The organism is Spirosoma arcticum (assembly GCF_054779955.1).
In genome coordinates this window covers 679,473-703,464 of record NZ_BAAGXG010000001.1, presented here as the reverse complement: position 1 = coordinate 703,464, position 23,992 = coordinate 679,473, and the positions used below count along the sequence as shown (strand labels likewise).

Annotated in this window: 20 protein-coding genes and 1 tRNA gene; 13 read left to right on the top strand and 8 right to left on the bottom strand. The window is 54.5% G+C overall.

Annotated elements, in window-relative coordinates:
* Positions 1 to 49: 49 nt before the first annotated feature.
* Positions 50 to 442 (bottom strand): START-like domain-containing protein, encoded by a 393-nt coding sequence (locus tag ACYVHB_RS03180; protein ID WP_461049529.1) that lies wholly within the window; start codon positions 440 to 442, stop codon positions 50 to 52.
* A 111-nt stretch (positions 443 to 553) separates the two neighbouring features.
* Here ACYVHB_RS03180 and ACYVHB_RS03175 point away from each other — a divergent pair.
* Positions 554 to 627 (top strand) — tRNA-Met (locus ACYVHB_RS03175).
* A 78-nt stretch (positions 628 to 705) separates the two neighbouring features.
* The gene (locus ACYVHB_RS03170; protein ID WP_461049527.1) at positions 706 to 945 is read left to right on the top strand and encodes a hypothetical protein; all 240 of its coding nucleotides are present in this window, start codon (positions 706 to 708) and stop codon (positions 943 to 945) included.
* Between the two features lie 241 nt (positions 946 to 1,186).
* Here the strand turns inward: ACYVHB_RS03170 and ACYVHB_RS03165 are convergent, their stop codons facing one another.
* Positions 1,187 to 1,996 carry a PepSY-like domain-containing protein gene (locus ACYVHB_RS03165; protein ID WP_461049525.1) on the bottom strand — a complete coding sequence of 270 codons (810 nt, stop codon included), beginning with the start codon at positions 1,994 to 1,996 and terminating at the stop codon, positions 1,187 to 1,189.
* A 178-nt stretch (positions 1,997 to 2,174) separates the two neighbouring features.
* On the opposite strand from ACYVHB_RS03165, the gene ACYVHB_RS03160 reads away from it, so the two are divergent.
* From ACYVHB_RS03160 to ACYVHB_RS03125, 8 genes are all read left to right on the top strand, one after another.
* Positions 2,175 to 4,226 (top strand): sialate O-acetylesterase, encoded by a 2,052-nt coding sequence (locus ACYVHB_RS03160; protein ID WP_461049523.1) that lies wholly within the window; start codon positions 2,175 to 2,177, stop codon positions 4,224 to 4,226.
* 116 nt (positions 4,227 to 4,342) lie between these two features.
* The gene (locus ACYVHB_RS03155) at positions 4,343 to 4,501 is read left to right on the top strand and encodes a chryseobasin-related MNIO class RiPP peptide (protein WP_461049521.1); all 159 of its coding nucleotides are present in this window, start codon (positions 4,343 to 4,345) and stop codon (positions 4,499 to 4,501) included.
* 15 nt (positions 4,502 to 4,516) lie between these two features.
* Positions 4,517 to 5,665 carry a multinuclear nonheme iron-dependent oxidase gene (locus tag ACYVHB_RS03150; RefSeq protein ID WP_461049519.1) on the top strand — a complete coding sequence of 383 codons (1,149 nt, stop codon included), beginning with the start codon at positions 4,517 to 4,519 and terminating at the stop codon, positions 5,663 to 5,665.
* A 210-nt stretch (positions 5,666 to 5,875) separates the two neighbouring features.
* The gene (locus ACYVHB_RS03145; protein WP_461049518.1) at positions 5,876 to 6,553 is read left to right on the top strand and encodes a hypothetical protein; all 678 of its coding nucleotides are present in this window, start codon (positions 5,876 to 5,878) and stop codon (positions 6,551 to 6,553) included.
* 65 nt (positions 6,554 to 6,618) lie between these two features.
* Entirely contained in the window at positions 6,619 to 7,641 is a 1,023-nt protein-coding gene (locus ACYVHB_RS03140) for a sensor histidine kinase (RefSeq protein ID WP_461049516.1), read from the top strand.
* A 3-nt stretch (positions 7,642 to 7,644) separates the two neighbouring features.
* Positions 7,645 to 8,511 (top strand): LytR/AlgR family response regulator transcription factor, encoded by an 867-nt coding sequence (locus ACYVHB_RS03135; protein WP_461049514.1) that lies wholly within the window; start codon positions 7,645 to 7,647, stop codon positions 8,509 to 8,511.
* Positions 8,512 to 8,608: 97 nt separating this feature from the next.
* Positions 8,609 to 9,160, top strand: coding sequence for a hypothetical protein (locus tag ACYVHB_RS03130; RefSeq protein WP_461049512.1), 552 nt, complete (start codon positions 8,609 to 8,611; stop codon positions 9,158 to 9,160).
* Positions 9,161 to 9,170: 10 nt separating this feature from the next.
* Positions 9,171 to 10,337 carry a cytochrome-c peroxidase gene (locus ACYVHB_RS03125; RefSeq protein ID WP_461049510.1) on the top strand — a complete coding sequence of 389 codons (1,167 nt, stop codon included), beginning with the start codon at positions 9,171 to 9,173 and terminating at the stop codon, positions 10,335 to 10,337.
* A gap of 38 nt (positions 10,338 to 10,375) precedes the next feature.
* On the opposite strand, the gene ACYVHB_RS03120 is transcribed toward ACYVHB_RS03125, so the two are convergent.
* From ACYVHB_RS03120 to ACYVHB_RS03110, 3 genes are all read right to left on the bottom strand, one after another.
* Positions 10,376 to 12,295, bottom strand: coding sequence for a gliding motility-associated C-terminal domain-containing protein (locus ACYVHB_RS03120; protein ID WP_461049508.1), 1,920 nt, complete (start codon positions 12,293 to 12,295; stop codon positions 10,376 to 10,378).
* A 319-nt stretch (positions 12,296 to 12,614) separates the two neighbouring features.
* Positions 12,615 to 13,760: a right-handed parallel beta-helix repeat-containing protein gene (locus ACYVHB_RS03115; RefSeq protein ID WP_461049506.1), complete on the bottom strand. Its 1,146-nt coding sequence runs from the start codon at positions 13,758 to 13,760 to the stop codon at positions 12,615 to 12,617.
* 721 nt (positions 13,761 to 14,481) lie between these two features.
* A complete protein-coding gene (locus tag ACYVHB_RS03110; RefSeq protein WP_461049504.1) occupies positions 14,482 to 15,627 on the bottom strand; it encodes an alpha/beta fold hydrolase in 1,146 nt (381 codons plus the stop codon).
* A 351-nt stretch (positions 15,628 to 15,978) separates the two neighbouring features.
* Between ACYVHB_RS03110 and ACYVHB_RS03105 the strand changes: the two genes are divergently transcribed.
* Entirely contained in the window at positions 15,979 to 16,452 is a 474-nt protein-coding gene (locus ACYVHB_RS03105) for a hypothetical protein (protein WP_461050024.1), read from the top strand.
* Between the two features lie 99 nt (positions 16,453 to 16,551).
* Here ACYVHB_RS03105 and ACYVHB_RS03100 read toward each other — a convergent pair whose 3' ends face one another.
* Positions 16,552 to 18,171 (bottom strand): SulP family inorganic anion transporter, encoded by a 1,620-nt coding sequence (locus tag ACYVHB_RS03100; protein ID WP_461049502.1) that lies wholly within the window; start codon positions 18,169 to 18,171, stop codon positions 16,552 to 16,554.
* Between the two features lie 112 nt (positions 18,172 to 18,283).
* Here ACYVHB_RS03100 and ACYVHB_RS03095 point away from each other — a divergent pair, with 112 nt between their 5' ends.
* On the top strand, positions 18,284 to 19,465 hold the full coding sequence (locus tag ACYVHB_RS03095) for a THUMP-like domain-containing protein (RefSeq protein ID WP_461049500.1): 1,182 nt from the start codon (positions 18,284 to 18,286) through the stop codon (positions 19,463 to 19,465).
* Positions 19,466 to 19,498: 33 nt separating this feature from the next.
* Positions 19,499 to 20,179, top strand: a complete 681-nt coding sequence (locus ACYVHB_RS03090) for a hypothetical protein (protein WP_461049499.1) — start codon at positions 19,499 to 19,501, stop codon at positions 20,177 to 20,179.
* Positions 20,180 to 20,196: 17 nt separating this feature from the next.
* Here the strand turns inward: ACYVHB_RS03090 and ACYVHB_RS03085 are convergent, their stop codons facing one another.
* Both ACYVHB_RS03085 and corA read right to left on the bottom strand, forming a co-directional pair.
* Positions 20,197 to 22,701 (bottom strand): bifunctional UDP-N-acetylmuramoyl-tripeptide:D-alanyl-D-alanine ligase/alanine racemase, encoded by a 2,505-nt coding sequence (locus ACYVHB_RS03085; RefSeq protein WP_461049497.1) that lies wholly within the window; start codon positions 22,699 to 22,701, stop codon positions 20,197 to 20,199.
* A gap of 4 nt (positions 22,702 to 22,705) precedes the next feature.
* Positions 22,706 to 23,860 carry a magnesium/cobalt transporter CorA gene (corA, locus tag ACYVHB_RS03080; protein ID WP_461049495.1) on the bottom strand — a complete coding sequence of 385 codons (1,155 nt, stop codon included), beginning with the start codon at positions 23,858 to 23,860 and terminating at the stop codon, positions 22,706 to 22,708.
* Positions 23,861 to 23,992 lie beyond the last annotated feature (132 nt).

The following is a 23,992-nucleotide window of genomic DNA, read 5'->3' as shown; positions in this document are numbered from 1 at the left end:
CGTTCGCTCCCTTATTCATTCTTCATTGGGCATTATTCATTAACCTTTTTTAACTGCCAACGATCTCCTTGAGCTTATCCATTAAACCGTCCCAGAGGTCTTTGAGTTCGTCTTCGTCGCTGGTGGAGGAGTAGTCCGTAACGCGCAGGTAGGTAGACTGGGTAAGCTCAGACTGGTCGACGCGGAACTCGACGTAGTTGTTGTCGTGGCCATTTTCGGCCGTGTCTAAAAACTCGAACCGGACCCCCTTATTTTGCCGCATAGAGACCTGCCGGGCCACGTGGCTTTCATTGTCCCACTGAAAGTCGAACCGCTGTTCGGGCATGGTATTGACCTTACTGGCGAACCACTGCGACAGCCCGGATGCGGTGCTGATGTACGGAAAGAGCATTTTTGGAGACGCCCGCAGTTCGTATTCAGCAACAAATTTTAGTTTCTCCATAGCGATTCTGGTGGCAAAGGGTCATGGGCAAAGGTAAACGAAAATTTTTGCGAATGTCAACGCACTTTTTTGCGCCGGGTCAATTTTTGCGTACTTTTGTGGCATCGACCCGGCGGGGTAGCTCAGATGGTTAGAGCGTAGGATTCATAACCCTAAGGTCGGCAGTTCGATCCTGCTCCCCGCTACCCGTATCCACAGCCAATATACTACTAATCAGTGTATTGGCTGTTTTGCGTCAGAACCTATAAACTGCGTACTCAGGTATGAATGCTAATCTTAATGAAGAACAGGTGGCTAAGCAGGTGGCCGAGGAGTACACCCAGGCGCTGAACCGCAAGATTGAAGAGCGCTTTCGGGCCGCTCTGTTCACGGTTGATCCGGGCCTGGAAATGGATCAGGTAACGGTCATCAGCAACGTCGACAATGACAACGAGCTGATCGTGGATGGGGTGGATGATGAGACGATTGACCAGGCAATGGCCATCTTTGAGCAGGAGCAGTAACATTCCAACGAATCCGAATCTGCCGGTATGAACGCGAAGGCGTTATTCTTGATCTATCAGGCAAAGAAAACCAGTGCCCGGCCGTTCAGTCAGCCGGGCACTGGTTTTTACAGTAAGATACTGAGCCTAATCAAGTTCAGCCAGCTACTGACTGCAAACTACGTCAGCCGCCCAGTCGGGCGGCTGACAGGAATAATCGGACTACCCATTGAACAAATTGCAGGCGGCTTACAGCGGCCAATTACCGCCGGGTTCTTGCCTGCACAAACGTGCCGTCGGCGGCAAACAGCAGTTCGACGTGTCGGCCCGTGGTGGGCTGCACAATTACTTTAAACTGCCCGGTGGCGTTGGTGCCAGCCGCCCGGATGGTAGCTCCGGCGTAGTTGGTCGTGATATAGCTGGTGATGGCGGCTGGTAATGCACTGGCCGCTACCGCCGTGTAGTTTCCTTTCAGGGCCCGCACAATCGCCTGGTTAAATGTACCGTCGGCGTTGAACAACAGCGTTTGCCGCTGGCTGTTCTGCGTAATCATGACGAAGTAGCCGCGCGTGGCGTCCAGGGCCGCTGCCGTAATGGTCGCGCTGGCGTAGTTGGTCGTGATGTAGCTCGTGATGGCCGCTGGCAAGTTAGCCACGGCTATGACCGTCAGGCTGTCCCGGCCGCCCCGGTGTCCATGACCGCCACCGTGCCCTTTACCACCTCCGCGCAACGACAACTCCCGATTAAAGGTACCGTCGGCGTTAAACAGCAACGCTTTCCGCTGGCTGTTCTGCGTAATGGCAACCAGGAAGTTGCCCGCATCGTCCTTAGCAGCGTAGTTGACAGTGGCACCGGCGTAGCTCGTCGAAATATAGCTGGTCACGGTAGCGGGTAACGTGGCAACATCAATTCTCGTCAGGCTGTCGCGGCAGAAAAAGCCGGTCGTGTCGGAACCCAGCCGGGCCGCATTGATGGTAGAATCAGCATCGACAGAGACGGCTTCATTTTGATTGCAACTCCATAGGCCAGCGCCAAACAAGGCGATCAGGCCCGCTAAAATTAATTTTTTCATGGTTGTTTTGTTTTTATACTCATTACGCTAATCCTGCCCGGCCTGTTGCAAACACCTCTGTCAAATTCCTGTTTTCAGGGTGTTCACCCTTGACGGACTGGGTTTTAGCTGGTCATTCAGGGACAAATGCTTAGCTTTGTGGTCAGGTTAGTCATTGATTAACGCACATTTATCCCCCATGCCCCTATCGACGCAACGACTACTTTCCCTTTCCTGTTGGCTTCTTTTATCCCCATCGGTGTGGGCGCAGTTGAGCGTATCCTATCCCCTGCCGCACATGGTTATCCAGCGTGACCGGCAAAATCAGGCTCCCCTTTACATTGCGGGTTTCTTTTCATTACCCGTTGACCGGGTGGAAGCCCGGTTGGTGCGCTTATCGTCGGTCCCCAACCAGGCGGCCGACAATCGCCCGGCCGACTGGATGCTGGTGCAGGACCGCCCGAGAAATGGACAGTTTCGGGGGGTGCTGACGGCCCCGGCGGGTTTCTTTCGCTTAGACGTGCGGGGCGTGCGCGACAATCAGACCGTCAGCACGACGTCGGTGACGCAGGTGGGTGTGGGCGAGGTGTTTCTGGTGGCCGGACAGTCCAATGCCATGGGTATTCCTAAACTGGGAGCCAAAAGTGCTACCGACCGGGTCGTGTCGTTTAACGCCTGGAACCGCTTCTGGAACAAAAATGACGTGTTTGAATCGTCGGACAACCCATTTCCTCATCCCACCTTTTCGCCCTTAGCGGCTACCAACCTGATGTTTCCGACCGGCGAAACGGCCTGGTGCTGGGGTGAACTGGGCGATCACATAGCCGACCGCTACAACGTGCCGGTGGCTTTTTTCAACGTGGCTATGCCCGCAACGGTGGCCGAAAACTGGAGCAGCACCGCGAATGGCAAGACCGCCGTCAACATCTTTGTCAGCAAGCCCTGGCCGTTCCTCCAGCCCTACTCGAACCTGCGCAACGCGCTTCAGTATTACCACAATCTGTTCGGTATCCGGGCCGTGTTGTGGCACCACGGCGAATCGGACGCGGTGCCACTCCGCACCGAGCAGGCAGATTATCGTCGGTATGTGCAGGAGACCATCGACCATAGCCGGGCCGATTTTGGCCGCAATCTGACGTGGGTAGTAGCGCAGTGTTCCATCTCGCCCAAAGGTCCCGTTTCCAGCATGGCCGTTGTGGGTGCGCAGGTGCAACTCGCCCAGTTGCCCGGCAACAACGTGTGGCTCGGCCCCAACACCGATGTTATCCAGTCGCCCCGACCCGAACACGGCCACTTCGAGAACATCGCTGGGGGTATTCAGGGCATCTCCACCGTTGCCGACGCCTGGAATCGCAACCTGACCAGCGCGTTCTTCGAGCAGTCGCAGCCTCACCAACCCCGCCAGTTTATCCAGACCGGACTGGTGCCCAGCGAAATTCCGGTGGGTACGGAAGTCGCCGTTCCCTTTGAAACACTTGGTTTCACGGCCCCGTCGCCGGTTGTTATCCAATTACTTAACGAACGGGGCTGGTACGTCTCCGAGGTAGGAAAAGGCTGGACTAACGCCCCCCTGCGGGTCAAACTTCCCGATACGCTATCGACAGGACTGTATCGGCTGCGCGTTGTGGCGACAGCGCCAGTGCTGGCGGGTGTGCCGTCGTTACCGTTTCGGGCAACGGCGTCGTGGCGCGACATCCGGCCCTTTATCGACGTGCAGAGTGAACGCATCGACTCCACCGTGCAGGTCTACTGGCTGTCGGCTCAGGAGCCGCCTAATTCGCGCTTCAGTATCGAACGGCGTGACGACGCGGGCAATTTCCAGCCGGTCGGCAGTTTAGTCGCCCCCACGGATGGCCAGTTGTCGCACCTGTACGCCTTCAAAGACCCCGTGGCCCGCTCTGGCGAGAATGTGTACCGGATTCGGCTGGAGTCGCCAAACGGCCGGGTTCAGTTCAGCAACGACAACGCCCTGATACTGGCCCTGCCAAATGAACCGGTCCCGGCACCGGTCATCTACCCCAACCCCAATGACGGCCGCTCGCTAACGGTGCGACTGCCCCGCTCTGGCGTCTGGAATTATCAACTACGGGACCTAACCGGACGGCTTGTGTGGCAGCAAACCGTTTCGGCAACCGCCAATCAACCCCAGACAACGCCCCTACCCCCCACGCTGACCAATGGTTTGTACATGCTGCACCTGCTGCGCGACGGTCAGCACCACGCTCAGCGGCTCCTGATCAAAAAGAATTGACGTAGCGCCTTTGATCCCTGCCGAAGCCGCGAAAAAATCCTTTCCGACCGTTCCAACGGTTTGCCCATTAACAGGATCTACTTAGCGGAGAAAAGCTATCGTTTAATCAGTAGATCATGAAAATTTCTAAAACCCTGCTCCAGACCATTGCCGTGGCGGTGGCGGTCACAACGGTCAGTTCGTCGTGCAGTAGTCTCGATGTGATTAAACCCAAGAAAAAGGAACCCGAAAAAGACCAGCAGCCGTACAGTTGTCCGGGTTGTGGTATGGGCTGATAACGCACCGAACCTATGGCTTCTATTCGCTCGTCGGTGGCCTGCAACGCCGACCCGAACAGTATGCGGGCCTGTTTGCCCCTGTTTGAGTCCGAAGAGATACAGGCCATCGAATGGGCTTTCGATTCGCTCTTTACCCACCAGGAGCTTCCCGGCTGGTTTGACGAACTGTTGCGAACATTCGGCGAAGCGGGTCGGCTGATCGGCCACGGTGTGTTCTTCTCGCTCTTTTCGGGCCGGTGGACGCCCGATCAGCAGGCGTGGCTACGTCAGTTGACATCGCTGTCGTCCACCTATCAGTTCGACCACATTACCGAGCATTTCGGTTTCATGACCGGGGCCGATTTCCACACGGGTGCTCCCCTGAGCATTCCCCTCACCCAGTCCACGTTGGCCATTGGTCAGGACCGGTTGGCGCGTATTCAGGAAGCGTGTCGCTGTCCGGTTGGATTGGAGAATCTGGCCTTCGCTTACTCGCTCGATGACGTAAAGCGGCAGGGCGATTTTCTGCATCAGCTATTAGAGCCAGTCAACGGCTTTATCATTCTGGATCTGCACAACCTATACTGTCAGAGCCAGAATTTCGACCTGAGTGGGGATGACTTACTGGCCATGTACCCACTGAACCGGGTCCGCGAAATGCACGTATCCGGGGGAAGCTGGAGTTCGTCGGTCAGCACACCAACCCGGACAATCCGGCGGGATACGCACGATGATGCCGTACCTGCCGATGTGTTTGCGTGGTTACCGAGCGCCATAGACCGCTGTCCAAATCTAAAATACGTAGTGCTGGAGCAGTTAGGAAGTGGGCTGACAACGGAAGAGGACCAACGCGCATTTGGCGCCGATTTTCTGACGATGGACGGTATTGTACAGGCTAAAAATGGGGCATTGCCAACCCACCTGCCTAACCCGTTTGAACCGCCAGCGTCTTTGTTGCCCAACTCCTGTCCGCCGGAAGACGCTCATCTTTATAGCCAGCAGCGGGAGCTTTCGATTATTCTGGAAACGGCCAGCGACTACAAGCAGGCACAAACCCGGCTGGCAGCGTCCAGTTTAGCCCATTCGGCCTGGAACGTTGAGCATTGGGAATCCGCCATGCTGGAAACGGCGGTGGCCATTGCCCAAAAGTGGCAGCGTGGTTTTACCCCTACGGCCCTTTAATATTGATTTACGCCGTCGGCCGGGACCCATTTCTGCCGCCTGCTGACGATTCACTTCCGTCCAGAAGGTTTCGGCTGGCCCTTCCTTTCCCAACGCTTCGCCCCCGGCACTCCGACGTTTCGCCCCCGAACGACTTTGGTTGCGCTCATTCATCCGCCAGTTTTGATTCGTCAACGGATAAAAACAGTTCAATCAAACGGCATACACATCATGAGAAACACAATTACCCTCGTCGCCCTCGTGGCCATCAGCGCTGGTTCAGCCGCATTCGCGCAGGATCAGCCCACCCGCCGGACGGAGTTCCCGTATTCCAACCGTTTTACGCTCGGCGGGGGCATTAGTCAACTGCTACTGGGCGGCTTCAACGTGCAGGCCGAATACACCACCCGGCGACTGGTGTTCGATTATTCGCACGGGTTCAACATCAACCTGAACGGGCAAACTGCGTCGCTGACCGCTCAGGATCAGCAGCTTAACGAGAAGTTAGTATCAACGTTGGGAATCGGCTTTGGCTACCGCATCACACCCGCGTTTGACATTCGGGTTGAACCCAAACTTCACTTTTACGAGGTGAACTACAATGGGCAGACCGAGGCTGGAACCAGTCGGCTCACGAGCTACCGAACCGCGACCCTTGGGCTGGGCGCTTACTACCGCTACTACCCGTTCCGCAAAGCGAACAATGGGCTGGCGGGTATTTTGATTCTGCCGAGTGTGCGCTTCTGGCCCAACGTGTGGAGTTCGCTGGAGAATGACAAACTGACCTACCTTAACAAAGCGACGAACCGCAGGGAGACGTACAAAGCTGCCCCGCAGGGTTTTCCGGGCACCAATGGTCTGCTGGCCAACGTAACGATTGGCTACACGTTTGGCTGGCGCAAAGATTGAGCAATACCCCCGGAAAGTGGTATCTTTCAGTGCCAGCCCACTCAAACGCTTTATTACCTGAACCAATGGACGCTACGCCCTACACACTCAACGACAGCCGGATTCGGCTGATTGGGATACCGCTACTCAGCATTGTGATCCCGGCCACGATGCATTTCGACGACTTCCGGCAGTTTAACACGGCGTTCGCCACCAACTGGCTCATCGGCCTGTGCACGACGCTTATTGTGTGGGAAGGCAACCGGTACGTCATTCTCAAAATGCGCCGGTCACTGCCCGCTTATAATCAAACTACCCGACGTCTGGTCTATCAAACGGCGCTTGGCTTCTTATACACGTTCGTGGCTACCTACATACTGGATGAAGTGATTTGTAAGGCTATTCTTGGCAAGAACCTGGCTCTGTTCACGGGATTTCGCATCAGCATCATTCCCATGATCGTCGTTTACCTGGTGTACGAAGCCGTGTATTTCTTCGAGGCCTGGAAAATGAACGTCCGCAAAACCGAGTCGCTGGCCCGCGAGAGTGTGCAGTCGCAGTTGGATGTGCTCAAAAACCAGCTCGATCCGCATTTTTTGTTCAACAGCATGAACACGCTGGCGGCCCTGATCGACGATGAGAACAACGATGCCCAGCAATACCTCGAACGCCTGTCGGACGTGTACCGCTACGTGCTCGTCAGCCGCAGCAAGAACACGGTGCCGCTGGAGGAAGAAATTGCGTTTCTGGATGCCTACGTGTACTTAAACAAAATCCGGTTCCGCGATAATCTGCAGGTCGAAACGAAGCTTTCGCCGGATGCCTACCGCCAGTACGTCACTCCGTTGAGTTTGCAAATGCTCATCGAAAACGCCATCAAGCACAACGTTGTCTCGAAGGAAAATCCGCTGAAAATTAAGATTCATCAGCAGGACAACGGGTATTTAGTGATCGAAAATAACATTCAGGAGAAAACGATTCTGGAAAAGTCGACGCGGGTGGGTTTGCAGAACATTATCAACCGCTACAGCCTGCTCACCGACCGGCAGGTAGAGGTTATCCGCAACGCCGATTTATTTACCGTTAAGATTCCACTCTTACTTAATTAGTGAATGGCGAATAGTGAAACCGGGCCGCCGGTGCGGAGCGAAAGCAAGCACTCCTCACCCTTCACTCCTCACCCTTCACTCTTCGCTCTTCACCCTTCACCCATGAAAGCCCTCATCATCGAAGACGAGTATCCGGCGGCTGAGCGGCTCGAAAAGCTCATCCGCAAGCTCGACCCCCGCGTTGAAATTGCCGGAGTGCTCGAAAGCGTGGAGTCGGCCAAGCGGTGGTTTGCCACGGGCCAGTCGGTTGACCTGATCTTTTCGGACATTCAACTCTCCGACGGGTTGAGCTTTCAGATTTTTGAAGCCTTCCCGGCCCACAGCCCCATCATTTTTACCACTTCATACGATGAATATGCCATCAAAGCATTCCGGGTCAAAAGCATCGACTACCTCCTGAAACCCATAAAATTGCCCGAACTGGCTGACGCTATCCGAAAGTACCAGGAACTGAAGCAGGAGTTTTCGCCCCAGGTATACGCCCGTAAAATAGAGTCGCTGTTAGACAGTCTGGAGATGAGCCGCCGGACGCACAAAACCCGTTTTTTGGTTAAAAACGGCGAACAGCTCATTCCCATCGGGCAGGATCAGGTGGCTTATTTCTACACGGCCAACGAATTAGCCTGCTTAGTCGGACGCGACGGACGGCAGTACTTAGTCGACTACACGCTGGAGGAGTTGGAGTCGCTGGTGGACCCGCTCCATTTCTTCCGGCTCAACCGGCAGTTCATCGCCCAGGTAACGGCCATTCAAAAGATCCATACGTATTTTAACGGCAAGCTCAAAGTCGAACTCCGCCCCGAAACGACCCAGGAAGTGCTCGTCAGCCGCGAAAAAGCCCCGGCTTTTAAAGCCTGGTTAGACGGGTAGGTTAATTACCCCACCCAACATCTTACTGAAACACACTTCGCAGGCGGCTCAACGCGCTGTTTGGGATTGCTCGTGCCCTGTTTAATCAACTATTCTGATGAAAACGATTTTCCTTTTCTTTCTTCTTGTAGCCACCGGAGTACCGGTGATGGCTCAGCAACCGCTCAGGAACGCGCGGTCCGCCGTTGCGGTCTGGGTGGATGGGTTGGTGAACCCGCAACTGCCGAAGTCCAGCTTTTATTTGCTGGGAACGGGTCTGCGGGCTGAAGTGAGCAAGCCACTGCGCCACTCCCGCAATGCGCTGTTCGCGCAGCTTGGGTACGGCCGATTTTTTCAGAAAACGACCAGTGCCTTCGTCGCTGACATCGGTCTGGTGAACGTCGGCTACCGCTACCAGTCGCGCAGGGCGTTCACGGCATCGGTGGGCGTCGGGGCGCAGTACTGGCGCGAACGAATGCAGGTTCGCTTCCCGGATTATACCTTCAACGAGACGTTTAATAACCTCATTCCCAGTGCGACCGTCGGCGTTGGCGTTCGCCTGAAGCCGCGCTACGCCCTTGGCTTTGAGTACCGGGGACTGTTTAAGCCCGAGAACGGCACAGTTGTCCTGCGCAATACCCTCGCTCTTTCCGTCGGGTACACCTTTTAATTCAATCGTCATGAAATCACCCAAACTATACGCCCTGTTCGCCAGCATCCTCGTGTTCGGGCTGACGGTCTATGCCTGCCAGCCGACGGATTTGGACGTGAACCCAGCCGAGAATTTTGGGGCCTTACCCCAAACCGTGATCGACCCGGCCGACAACCCCCGTACGCCGGAAAAAGTGGCCCTGGGCAAACTGCTGTTCTACGACCCGGTGCTGTCGGGTAACAAAGACGTAGCCTGCGCCACCTGCCACCACCCTACCTTCGGCTATACCGACGGCCTGGACCTACCTATCGGCGTGGGGGGCGAAGGGCAAGGCATTAACCGACGCTTCCGGCCGACGAACAATGGTACACTGACCAACCGCAATGCCCCTACCCTGCTCAATGTGGCATTCAACGGCATCGACGTACACGGCAGCTATAACCCAGCCACCGCCCCCATGTTCTACGATTTGCGGGCAAAATCGCTGGAAGCCCAGTCGCTGATGCCCATTGCCCAGTTTGAGGAAATGCGGGGCGACGTGTTCTCGGAAGCCAATGCCATCGACAGCGTGCTGGCCCGGCTACGCGCCATTCCAGCGTACCGAACTCAGTTTAGCCAAATTTTTGGTGGAGCGAACGCCGTGACGGCCCAGAATCTGGGGAAAACTATCGCGGCTTACGAGCGGACGCTGCTGGCCAACAACGCCCCCTTCGACCGCTACCGGCGGGGCGACAAATCGGCGATGACCGAAGCGCAGAAACGCGGCATGGTGCTGTTCATTCAAAACGGCTGCGCTACCTGCCACAACGGCCCCATGTTCAGCGACTACAAAACGCACGTGCTGGGCGTGGTGGATAACGAGAAACTAAGTTCCACCGACAAAGGAGAAAAAGGCAAGTACGCCTTCCGAACACCTACGCTGCGAAACATCGAATTGACCGCGCCGTATATGCACAGCGGCAAGCAGCAGTCGCTGGCTGATGTGCTGAATTTCTACGATGTCGTAAAAGACGGCGACCAACTCAACCCGAATGTATCCGTCAGCCAATTGGATTCGCTGCTGCGGCCCCGCGTAACCCAGAGTAATGACTTAGTGCAGTTTCTACACGCCCTCACCGACGAGAGCTTCGACAAATCCGTCTCGACCAGCGTACCCAGTGGCCTGGCGGCTGGCGGAAAACTCAGCCGCGACTGACGGGCAGGCAAAACAGTGAAGCGATGCTACGCAGCAACTCACCGGATCAGCAGCACGGAACCTTTCAGGGACGGGCTGTTGGGCGCTGGATGCAATACATAGGGATACGTGCCCATTGGTAGCGACTTTCCGCTGTTGGTACCATCGAACGGGCGGTCGTATCCCACCGACTGGTACACAGCCTGCCCCCATCGGTTATAGACGATTAGCCGGGCCTGCGGATACGCTTCAATGCCGGTCAGTTGCCAGGTGTCGTTTAGCCCGTCGCCATTGGGGCTGAACGCGTCCGGCACCCAAAGGCGCTGGAACACCCGAACCCGTACCGAATCCATGCCCCGGCAACCGGCTTCGTCGGTGGCGGTCAACGTGTACAGGACATCAGTGTCCACGCTGACCGCCCGAACAGCAGGCTGGTCAGAAGCGGTCAGGTAAATGGCTGGCTCCCACAAAAAACGCACCGGCTGACCGGTCATCGTAGGTTGCAGGTCCACACTGCCCCCTTTGTCAACCGTCAGTTCGGCGGGTAACTCAACGATTGGTGCTGATCCGATTACAGCCCGGCGCTGAGCCCTTCCACTGTAGCACTGATTCGCGGTACTTTGCAGGGTATAGGCTAATTCATGCGTACCCACGCCCGCCACGTCCGGGTAAAACAGGTCGCCCTCGATACCCTTACCCGAAAATACACCACCGGCGGGGGTTCCTTTCAGTTGGACCGGTGGCTGATCGGCACCACAAAACCGGGGGATTGAGTCGAAGGTTATTGGGGTGCTCGCTGACGCGTCATTGATGCGCACGTTCCCCGAACGCAGCCGTTGACTGCACCCGCTTGCCAACGCTACGGTTACGCCATACTCGCCCGGTTCGAGTACACTCAATTCAGAATTAGTCGCCCTGTTGATCGGAATACCGTTTTTATCCCATTGATACGTCCAGTCCGCGTTGGCCGTGGTTTGCAGCATAACCGGTTTGCCCGCGCACAACAGGGCTTCGGTGGTGCCAACGGGTTGATTTTGGATCTGAATAATTGGCGTCGATAACGCAGTGGTGGGGCAGTCAATAACCAGCAGTTGAAGATCGCGCCGAACCTCGCCAATTTTCACCCCATTGCGCAACTCCTCCACCCGCACCGAGAACGCAAATAACCCCTGTTGGCTGGCCTTCACCGAAAGCAAGCCGGTGCGGGCGTCTATTGCCAGGGCCGGGTTGCCCGGTATTGCCTGCTGCGCGTTGAAGCCCGCCCGCCAGTTAACCGCTGGGTAAGGGGCTGGCTTTATGACTGCCGTATTGGCGGTGAATGTTCCCGCCAGTGGCGATACCAACGAATAACGCAGCGCATCGCCATCCGCATCGCGGGCAGCGGTCGAGAACGTGAAGGGACTCCCCACGCATATATAATCGCCGGTGAGAGGCAGAAAAACGGGCGATGAATTAACAACGACCTGACCCGTAATGAGCAAGGCGGGAAATTCGAGATAAAATAAAAACGGGGTAGTCTGCGGATTAATCAGGTTAGCAATGGTTGCATTCCGGCAGCAGTTTTGTTGAATTAAGTAATACCCCTGCGGATCGGTGTACTCATTGGGGTCAAGTTGAATGTCGGCTTTATAGACCACCTGACTAACCTGCAGGTTATTTTGCCGGGCGCAGTCTGGATTAGTAAAAGCAACGGCTGGTCGATTGGTCAGGGTCGTGTTGGGCAGCGTAAACTGAGCCATTTGCTTCCCGTCCGATTTACGAAAAATCACGACGTCACTACTGGCTAAGGGCCGATTGGCGGTCTGCGCTTCGTTGTAATAATAGGTCATGATAACGCTGAAATGACCGGGCTTATCGCTAACCGCAACCATCTCAAGCTGCCCCCCGACGATGTGCGTAGCCAGCGCAAACGTCGGTACGATTGACCATAATAAAGTGTATGCTAAACCTCGAACGAATGGATTAAAATGATCTGTCATCACAGCTAATTCAGTAAATTAGACGTCAGTGAAGATTTTAATTTTTAGTGCTGTTGGTAGTATATTTTAAATAGGTAGTGAAAAAATAATTTTATTAACAGCCGTTAATTACTATAAATTCAGGCTAAATTATTTCATATAAACCTTATTATTCTTTAATCAATTATGGCCTATTTAAGTAGATTTTTCAAAAAATGAAAGTACGTCCATTTCACTACAAATCTACAGTTGATAGCAAGGTTAAGCAGAAAAATCAGATTGGAGAAATTAATTTATTAACGAGCCGACTTAGGTAGTGTATGCTATCCTGAGACAATTATTATTGCTTAGTAAACCGTCCCGACAGAACTTTTGAATTAGCCGTAACCACCCGAATCAGGTACGCTCCAGTGGCTATGTGGCTGGTTTGCAGCGTAACGCCACGCGTAGAAAGCGGGGGGGTAACGTGCAGCAACCGGACCCCTTGCAGGGTGTAAATTCCAACTTCCGAAATACCCGAATCATCCCCAATCCTAATCGACAAGTTATCGGTGCAGGGCGAGGGAAACGAATGAAGTCCAATCAGGTCAGCTTCGTCGCCACCAGTAACCGGATCAATAGTCCAACTGGTCCCGCTGTCTGCTGGTGCGGCCGAGCGGGCGTTACCCCATGATTGATACTCGTAGGCCCCGATATCCATACCACCTCCCTGAGGACGCGATTTACCCTGAAGATCGGCATTAATCCGCCAGTACTGATTAACCATTCCCCGATCAACCAACGGTGATCCGGGTAGAGGTTTATACGCAGCATCAATGACTTTATTGGTCAACGCATTGCCGAGCCAATCGTGGTAATAATTTGCTTCCTGAGTAACCTGCATGCCCGGAAAATGACGTACCAGTTTCCCCGTACCCGCCTGAATGACAGCGTTATTCGTCAGCGTGATTACGTCGGGGTCATTGTACAAAACAAATCCATCCGAACCACAATTGACGATTGTATTATTGGTAAAAATAATCGTGTTGCCACGGGGCGTTCGGGGGCGATCATCACACAGTATACCGGCTTCTCCTACATTGGTAATCAGGTTGTTATAGATCAGATTTGAACCTGAGTGACCCATAATAATGATCCCACTACCGGGAACGTGCTGAATCATGTTATTATACAGGCGGCCACTTACGTTACCCGACGCCTGAATGCCATTGTTCTGGTAAATGTCAAAGGGTGAAACGCCCGAAAATTTAACAACGTTATTGTACACTTCAGCCTCCGGAGCGCAGGCGTACTGAATACCTTCGCAGCCTGTGCGCTCCGTCCTGTTATTGTATATTTTTAAGCCGTATATAGTATGTGGATAGACTTTGGTGGCCGCGCCCTGACAGATAAGCGTCATTCCGTTGTTCCAAAATGAACTGCCAATGTATATTCCTTCGCCACCGGTATCGTGCGCGTAATTATCGTGAACCAGTATATTATGCATAGCAAACGCATGTTGCCAGGTGGCCGGGTCACAATTGGGATCCTGTTTAATTAATATACCGGCAAAACCGGTTCCCGAAACCTCTACTTTTTCAATGTCAAAATCGGTACTGAAGCCCGTCACTACTATACCCGAATGATTGGCTGGTGTTTTGTTAACCCTAAAACCGTATTTGTATCGACTATCCCCACTACCAGTTAATTGTACGTATTTACAGTCGTTAAATCGAATTCCATTTTGTCCGGTTTCCGTGCCTACCGTTACTTGCCCACCACAATTAATTAGTTTAATGGGCTGGGCAACTGCGGCTACAATATTTTTAAAATACAGGTATTTATAATTGCCTGCTTTTATACAAATCGTTTGCCCGGCTTTCCAGCCTAAATAAGTGCCATCGTAGATACCCTCTTTTGTTATAGTGACATTACAATTGCAGGATTGAGCGAAAACGTTAACTGTTAAAAGGGAGGATAAAGCAAGAAGCACATGTATTCTCATTACGCAGATCATTGGTCAGGCAAACCTATTCCATTTGATCGTCAGAAAAGGAGCATACTACTTGAGCAACCTTATATAAGCCAGTAATTTATTTCACAACATGGTAATACTGACGTTTTATAGAACATAATTTAGAAATTGTTAAAATCAAGCTTTTTAATCAGACGTGCGTCGGCTCGTGTCGGTTCATGCATCAGTACAACTGCTTTCGGAACAAACCTCACTAAATCGTGACCTCAGCTACATTTATTGCCTGCCCAAACTGGTCAACGGCTTCAGCCATTTCGTTACCCCGTTCCAGCGCACCCATGTGACCACTGGGCTGGAGAACAATTAGTTGAGCGTTTGGTACGTGCTGAGCAATGTACTCGCTGGCCTCCCGTTTGGTAAGCCGGTCCTGAGCAGCAGCAATAACCAGTACCGGTACGTTGATCGTCGGCAGCACGGCCGTGGCGTCGTAGTCGAACATGGCTAGCATACCCCGGGCAATAACGCCCACCGGACTACTGGCGCTCAACCGCGACACGTGATCCAGCTGCCCCCGCGTTTCCGTACCAGCAAAACCGGTGAAGTGATTCGTCAAGTGCTGGGAGCCGTTCAGGTATTTCATGTAGTTACTGATTTGCACCAGCGGGGCAAACCAGATGAGTAACCGGCACAACGGCCGCAGAACGGGCCGCTCCAACGCCGTCAGCAGGCCGCTTAGTATGGACGTTTTGACCGGGTTGGTGAACGTCGTATGAACCAGAACTAAGCCCGCCACCCGATCTGACAACCGGGCACTCAACTGCTTGCAGTACGTAAGAATGGTCATGCCGCCAATGCTGTGACCCAGCACAATTGGCTTGCGGGAGCCAGCCAGATCAATGACCGCATCGAGGTCGCGGGCAAACTTATCGAGCGAGTAATCCTTGTTTTCGGGTTTCCCCGACTTGCCCAGACCCGGCAGGTCCATCAGCATAAGCCGGTAGGATTGAGACAGCCGCTTTTTAAGGTAATACCACTGCGTACTGTCGCTGCTCCAGCCGTGAATCAAAATGAGGGGCTGCGCATCTTTGGGACCCGCGAATTCGATAAACAGCTTGTGGCCTTCCGGCCGGTCGAGTGTGGTTGTTTCCTCACTTCGTTCCATAGTCGGCTCGTCGGAACCGGACTTACCTAACAAAAACTTAATAATGAATCCGCCCAGAAGAGCGAGCACAACCAAGCCGATAGCCCAGATCAGATACCGCTGAGCGTCGTCGCGGGCGTAGTCATACGGACTGTCTTTGAGCCGGTACCATTCCCGAAATAAATAAACATCGGTGCCCAGCAGCGCCAGCGTAAACAGGTTTGACAGGACTCCAATCAATAAATGAACAGGTTGCATGAGTGCATAAGTTGAGTAAAAAAGCCTTTGTTCGGGACAGGTTACGAATTGAATTACCGTCGCCTGCCTATAAAAATAACCACCGTCATGGTGCACCGTCCGCACTCTGTTCGTGAGCTGATCGGGATATTTATTAAACGGGATCCGGTGAAAAGGCAGCTAACAATTCCGTAATGCCACTCACTCAATATGCTGAACAATCGTTACCGCATGCCGTTGAATTACCGTCCTCCGACTACACGGATGGCCTATTAATTTTTAACTCAAACCAACAAAACCATGGCAGAGTACACAGATCAATCCTCCACTAACACAACGTCAGCAGGTCAATCTCAACGGATTATGACCACGATGTACAACGACCGCGATAGTGCCGAGCGTGGTTACTCAACCCTGCAGGGCCGGGGATACACCGACAAAGACATTAACCTGCTCATGTCCGACGAAACGCGTGACAAGCATTTTGCTCGTCAGCACGACAGCGACGACACGGAGTTGGGCAATAAGGCAATGGAAAAAGCGGGCATTGGCTCGGCCATTGGCGGTACGGTAGGTGCCGTGGCAGCCGCTATTGCGGCTATTGGCTCCAACCTGATCCTGCCGGGCTTAGGATTGGTGGTGGCCGGTCCGCTGGCAGCGGGCTTGGCCGGTGCGGGTGCAGGCGGGCTGACGGGTGGCCTGATCGGTGCGCTGGTCGGTTCTGGCATACCCGATGAACACGCGAAGGAATATGAATCGGGCATCAAACAGGGCGGCATTGTGATGGGTGTGCAGCCCCGCGATGAGGAAGATGCCCGGCACCTGCAGCAGCAGGGTTTCCGGTAGGCATGGCCACCTGAATAAACCAACAGAGCCAGAATACACCGTGTATTCTGGCTCTGTTGGTTTATTCAGGTGGTTAACCGGTTAGTCACCACCCTCTGATTAACTTACTACTTTGTCGGGCTGCGCCTGGAGATTTCTCTTTTGTTTGCGCCGGTTCAGCAGCACATTCCGCAGTTCATACTTGATACCCTGCACCTCAGCGATTTCTTTGTAGTCGTGCAGCATATTGTAAATGTCGTGGTCGATGAACCGGGCTTTCGACCCGTCGACGATGACCTCATCGCCGGGCTGGAGCGTTCCGAGGGCTTCTTTCAACTGAGGTTTGCTCAGGAAAAACAAATCTTTTTCAAACTCAATCGTCACTAAGCGGCCATCGCGGACCATGCGAAACGTGGTTTGGAAATTTGTGTACAGCACGTAAATAATACCGATTACAGTTCCCAGTACAATACCTTTCAGCAGGTCGGTGAAAATGATGCCCAGCACCGTCACAATGAACGGCACGAACTGATCCCAGCCGTCTTTGTATATTTTTTTGAAGATGCTCGGTTTAGCTAATTTGTAGCCCACCATAATCAGCACAGCCGCCAGACACGAAAGCGGAATCAGGTTTAGCAGCGGTCCACCAAGGAAAACGGCCACCAGCAGGAGCACACCGTGGGCAACCGCCGATACCCGCGTTTTGGCCCCGCCATACACATTCGCCGATGTCCGCACCACGACCGAGGTGATGGGCAAACCACCAATCAGGCCGGAGAGCGTGTTGCCCACACCCTGCGCAATCAGTTCCTGATTGGTCGACGACACCCGCTTGCCGGAATCGAGCCGGTCAGACGCTTCGAGGTTTAACAGCGTTTCTAAGCTGGCTACGATGGCGATGGTAGCGGCAATGACGTAAATCTGCGGGTTGTTGAGGACGCTGAAATTCGGGAAGTCGAAAATCGAAAACAGACTCTTGCCGGGGGCAATCGTCGGCACCTGAACCATGTGCTGATTGGCCGTGTCGCCCAGATAAAAGGCCGGTACGCTGACCCGGAAAAATTCGTTTAAGGCGATTCCGATAAGGACGACGACCAGCGCACCCGGAAAATTTTTGAAGAAGGCGCGGGTACTGCGCCCCGCCGTGCGCTCCCAGATGATGAGAAACGCCAGCGACACGGCGCTGATAATAACCGCCCCGGTACTGGCCGTTTCGACAGCCCGGTAAATTTCAGAAATTGTATTCTCACCGTCGGCTAACTGCTGAAATTCAAACTCACCTTCGTAATCATTATCGCGGCCGAGGGCGTGCGGAATCTGCTTCAGGATGATAACCAGACCAATGGCCACCAGCATTCCCTTAATGACGCTGTCGGGGAAAAAACTGCTGAACCGGCCCGCTTTGATCAGGCCCAGAATCAACTGCATGATACCCGCCAGCACGACCGCTACCAGAAATGCCTCATACGACCCTATTTTTGCGATGGCGTCGGCCACGATCACGGCTAAACCAGCCGCCGGGCCACTCACGCTGACTTCGGAACCAGATAGCAGCCCGACAACAATACCACCGATTATGCCGGCCACCAAGCCCGAAAACAAGGGTGCTCCCGACGCAAGCGCGATGCCTAAGCAGAGGGGCAACGCTACCAGAAAGACGGATAGACCGGCCGGGATGTCCTGACGAAGCCAGGCAGCTTTGTAAGAAGCAAGGGTTTGAAGCGGGTTAACTCGTTGCATAAAAGGGTGTTTTCTTGGCGGTTATACAGGTTTGACAACGTAAAAGTGAGGTGTTGCGTTGCGTAAAAATAGTGAAGACTGTGAAAACAAATTAATAGCCATCACCTTGATTTTGCTCACGCCAACCGAAAAGCAGTTTATTCAGGACCACCTGACCGACGACGTGCGTCAGGTGGTCCTGCGCACTCACCCCGCCGGAATCGACGTCCGAAAGCTGGCGGGTCAGCTCGTAGCCCGCCAGAAAGCCCGCGACAAACTCCCCTCTTGGTACGCGAATGAGCACGTGCTGTTCCCGCCCGCGCTGTCGGTGGAGCAGGCGTCGTCGGAGTGGACGGCCCACTACAAAGCGGCCCTGGTCAGTGGTCAGCGGCTTTTCGACCTCACGGGGGGCATGGGCGTTGATGTGTGGGCGTTTGCGCAGCGCGTGGAGCAGGTGATGTACGTAGAGCACCAGCCCGACTTAGCAGAACTGGCCACCCATAACCTCCCGGCCATGGGCGTCGCCAACGTAACAGTTCGGGCGGGGGATGGCTTAGCCGTAGTGGAAGAACTGACGCAGCCCACCGACTGGATTTACCTCGATCCACACCGGCGCGACGGGCAGGGCAGTAAAGTTGTGCGGCTGGAAGATTGCGAGCCGAACGTGCTGGACGTTCTACCCGTGCTGACCCAGAAAAGCCGACACCTGCTGCTGAAGGTATCGCCCATGATCGACCTGAAGCAGGTAGGTCGGCTGCTGAACCCGGCGCAGATTCACGTGGTAGCCGTTCAGGGTGAGGTGAAAGAGGTACTGGTCGTGCTGAACGCTGACCGGACGCCCGAACAGCAAACTGAATTTACCGCCGTCAATATACTCCCTGATCGGGAAGACCGGTTTGCGTTTACCGGGACGGATGAACAAGCCGCCAACGCGCCGTTTGGCGATCCGCAGCGGTACCTCTACGAACCTAACGCAGCCGTGCTGAAAGCGGGCGCATTTCGGCTGGTCGGTAGTCGGTTTGGGCTGACCAAACTCGCGCCGAACAGTCATCTGTACACCAGCAACGCGCTGCGGTCAGACTTTCCGGGCCGGATTTTCGTTTGTGAGAATAGTCTCAAACCGGACCGTAAAACGGTGCAGTCGCTCCTGCCCACGATGAAAGCGAACCTAACCGTGCGTAACTTTCCGCAGTCGGTGGCCGAGTTGCGGAAAAAGCTGGGCCTACAGGACGGGGGCGACTGCTACCTGTTTGCCACAACCTTACTGAACGGCGACAAACGCCTGTTGATTTGCCGCAAAACGGATACCCCGTAAGCTTGCCATTAAGTGGTAAAACCCATGAAGTCTATGAGAAACGTGAAACACCTTACAGTCCTGATTTGCCTAATTGGGCTAACCAGCGCAGCGCACGCCCAAACCGTTTACGCGGGCGAGAACACCATCGAAAAAACCAAAATGCCGGGTCTCTATCTGACAATCCAGGGCGACGGAAAACAAATTGAAAAAGACTGGGAAGCGCAACTCAAAACGTACGGTCGGTTAACCGCGTCGCGCGGTCTTTACCGGGTGCCCAATGCGAACATTCAAGCCATTTCACCGGAGCCGATCAACGTTGCCAGCACCGTGAAATCGTCGCGCAACTCGGCCACAATCTTCGCGGGCTTCGATCTGGGCAGCGGCAATTTTATAACGCCGGGCGGCACGGGCTACTCTGCAGCCGAGCAGATGCTGAAAGATTTCGCCAACAAAAGTCTGTTCGGGCAGGAAGTACGCACCGCCGAGGGTGGTTTTGAGGACGCCCAGAAAAAACACCAGCGGATGGTGAAAACGGGGGAGCGCCTTCGGCAGGAGATTGAGCAGAACGCCAAAGAAAAAGAGCGCCTGCTGAAACGCATTGAAGACAACGGAAAGGAACTGGAGAAGCTCGAAAAAGACCTCGAAGCCAACAAAACCGACCAGGCCAACGCCCTCACCGAATTGGAAAACCGCAAAGCCAACGTCGAAGCGGTGAAGACGAAGAAAGAGTAAGGCAGTCGGTGAGTTAGTCAGTTCCCTTCCTTAAAAAACACCCGCTTCACCCGTTCGCTGACGCCGGTTAGGATTTCGTAGGGAATGGTGCCCATCTGCTGGGCCAGTTCGGTGATGGGTAGTTCGGGGCCGAAGATGATGACGTCATCCCCTTCCGCAGCCGATGCCCCCGTCACGTCGACCATCGTCATGTCCATGCACACGCTGCCGACGGTGGGGCAGCGTGTTCCGTTGACCCAAACCTGACCGACGCCGTTGCCGAGTCGCCGGTCGAAGCCATCTGCATAGCCAATGGCCAGCGTGGCAATGCGGGCATCATGGTCGAGCAGACCCCGGCGGCTGTAGCCCACCGATTCGCCCGCCGGTACGGTTTTGAGCTGGCTGATGATGGTTCTGAGTGTTCCCACGGGCTGCACGGCGGCTTTGTCGATCCGGCTCGGCTCCACGCCATACAGCCCAATGCCCAGCCGGACCATATCTAATCTGTAGTCCGGGAAGCGCACGATACCGGCTGAGTTGAGCAGGTGACGCGTCGGCCGGTAGCCCAAACCCGCTTCGAGCACGGCCGTACTCCTCAGGAACGTCTGGTATTGCTGCTGCGAGAAATTGTTGAACTGCGCTTCGTCGGCCCCCACCAAATGGCTGAACACGGTGGCCACGCGCAGGTTCGGGTGATCGTTAAGGTAGGCAATCACGTCGGGCAGTTCACTTTCCAAAAATCCCAGCCGGTGCATCCCCGTGTCAATTTTGAGGTGGATCTGGCAAGGAAGATGTTGCTCCTCCTCTCCTCTCTCGTCTAAAAACCGCCCCCATTCCCGCAGGATCTTCAGGCTGTAGAGTTCCGGTTCTAAGCCGTATTCGAGCAGCGTGGCAAACGTTTCCTGGGCCGGGTTCATGACCATTATGGGCAGCGTAATACCATTTTGGCGCAACGATACGCCCTCGTCGGCGTAAGCGACGGCGAGGTAGTCTACCCGGTGGAACTGGAGTAGCTGGGCCACTTCCGCGCTTCCGCTGCCATACGCGAACGCTTTTACCATGACCATAATTTTCGTTTGCGGCCCCACTTTTTCGCGGTAGTAATTCAGATTGTTGGTCAGCGCGTCGAGGTTAATTTCGAGAACCGTACCGTGGGCTTTCCGCTGTAGTCGGCTCACAATACGCTCGAACGAGAACGACCGGGCACCCTTCACCAGCACGGCCGCATCGCGCAGGTCAGCAACCGGAAACTGGGTCAAAAACGCGTTGGTGTTGGGGTAGAACTGACTGTCGCTGGCGAAGAACCGGGCGTTTCGGCTCACCACCGGGCCAATACCAACAAACTGAGCCACCCGCCCCGAACGCATCAGATCGGCCACCTGCCCATAGAGTTCGTCTTCGCGCTGACCCGACTGCAACACGTCGGACAGAATGACAACCGTCCGGGTACGCGTGGTTTGCTGATTCAGAAAACCAAGGGCGAGTTGCAGCCCCGCCACGTCGTTGTTGTACGAATCGTCGATCAGGACGCAGTTATTAATGCCTTCTTTCAGTTCGAGCCGCATCGACACCGGCCGAAGTCGATTCAGGCTGTTTTGCACCGCTCGAACATTGGGTGTCGTCAGGGTTTTAACCGCAATCAGGCAATGAATCAGGTTTTCGACCGAGGCTGCATCATCAAACGGCAGTTTGTATGTTTCAATTACTGCCTTTTCCTGGCCCGTTTTTATCTGTAAAAAAGTGCCATTTCGCTCAATTTGGTACTCGGCATCCCGGCCTTTCGTGCGGTGCCCCGCCGGGACCCGACCCGTCAGCGACCAGGTAATGAGCCGTAGGGCGGGGTTAACGGCGGGCAGCAGCAGCCGGGCCTCCTCATCAATATCGGCGTAATCGGCGCAGTAGATAAGCGCATCGGCGTGGGTGAAGAGCCGGAGTTTTTCGGCAATTTTCTGTTTTCGGCTCCGGAATCCTTCGTCGTGGGCGGTGCCAATGTTGGTAAAAATGCCGAGCGTTGGGCGAATAACGGCCTCCAGCGCGGCCATCTCGCCCGGTTTGGAAATACCGGCCTCAAAAATTCCCAGCGTATGCTGCTCACTCAGTTCATGCACCGACAGCGGCACGCCCAGTTGCGAGTTGTAGCTTTTGGGGCTTTTGGCGATCACGAATTCATCCGACAGCAACTGTGCCAGCCACTCTTTCACGATGGTTTTGCCATTGCTGCCCGTAATACCCACCACCGGAATCGAAAACTGCTGCCGGTGCTGAGCAGCCAGGGTTTGCAGGGCTTGCAGGCTGCTGTCAACATCAATAAACCGCGCGTCGGCCGGTGCGGCATTGGCCCGTGCGGGTCCGGTGAGGGCGTCCCGTTCGACCACAAATTGCCGAACGCCTTTCCGGTACAATTCACCGATAAAGGCGTGACCGTCGTGGTGTTCACCTTTAATGGCGAAGAATACACTGTTAGCTGCCTGTTCGGCAGAGAGCGTTTGCCGGGAGTCGGTCAGCCACCGCAAATTAGCCATTAGCTGTTGGGGGTTGGTCATGGCATCACATCCAGCCGCGTCGCTTGAAATAGATGATCTCGCCAACGGCAATGGCAGCCATCGCGCCCAACGTCCAGAAGTACCCGGTTGGGGTGCGCAGTTCGGGCATGTTATCGAAGTTCATGCCGTAGATACCGGCGATAAACGTCAGCGGAATAAAAATGGCCGATATGATAGTCAACGTTTTCATAACGGAGTTCATCCGGTTGTTGACGATAGAGTAATACACATCCATCAGCCCGGCAATGAGTTCGCGCTGTGAATCGAGGGTTTCGATAATTTGGTTGATGTGGTCGGCCAGGTCGCGCAGGTAAGGCACCGTCGTTTTCTGAATCAGGTCGGATTCTTCGCGCAGCAACGTGCCCACCACGTCGCGCAGGGGGTTAACCATTCGTCGGATGGTCGCCAGTTCGCGCTTCAGGATGTAGAGGACGGCGAGCGTTTGCTGATTGGCCCGCTGCTGAACGATCTGCTCCTCCAGTTCGTCTGCCTTTTCGCCAATCCGTTCGGCAATCACAAAGTAATGGTCAACGATCACGTCCATCAGCGCATACATGAGGTAATCGGGTCCGTTGCGCCGGGTTTTACCCGCCGACGCTTTGATGCGCTCGATCACCGGCTCGAAAATATCTTTCGTCCGCTCCTCCTGAAACGAAATCAGGTAGTTTTCGCCCAGCACTAAGCTAACGTGTTCTGGATCAATTTCCTGGCGCTGTCGGCTGTGGTGCAGCATCTTAAGGGTCACATACACCACCGGCTCGGTCTTACCGACGGGATAATTCGTACTGACACCATTACCGTTGGCAGATTCGACGGGTGGCGTCGGCGTATCGTCATACAGGTCAATTTTAGGTTTCTGCCCGGTGTTCATTACGTCTTCCAGCAGCAGGGGGTGCAGGTGGTATTGCTGCCCCAATGCGGCTATCACTTTCGGATCGTGAATACCGTCGACATTGAGCCAGTTGACATAGGGTGTTCCGGCGTGAGGCAACTGGCAGGCGCTCAGTTTGCTGCTCTCATCGACGTGGTAGTCGGTAACGTTGTATTCGATGCGTTTGATTTTGATCGCGTGTTCAATTTCCTCACCCACGTAGGTAAGCGTTCCGGGCGAGGTACCGAGGTTTTTCTCGGCCGAACGATAACGTTGCTTTTTTGACATGCGGATCACAAAAAAAGAAGTAGTCAAAGATAAACGGAATACCACGTTCGTTGTCGAATGTTCAGAAATTCGTATCTTATCAGCGCTTTCCTGATGGGTATTAATAGGGCTGGCAACCGTAGTGCATATGCC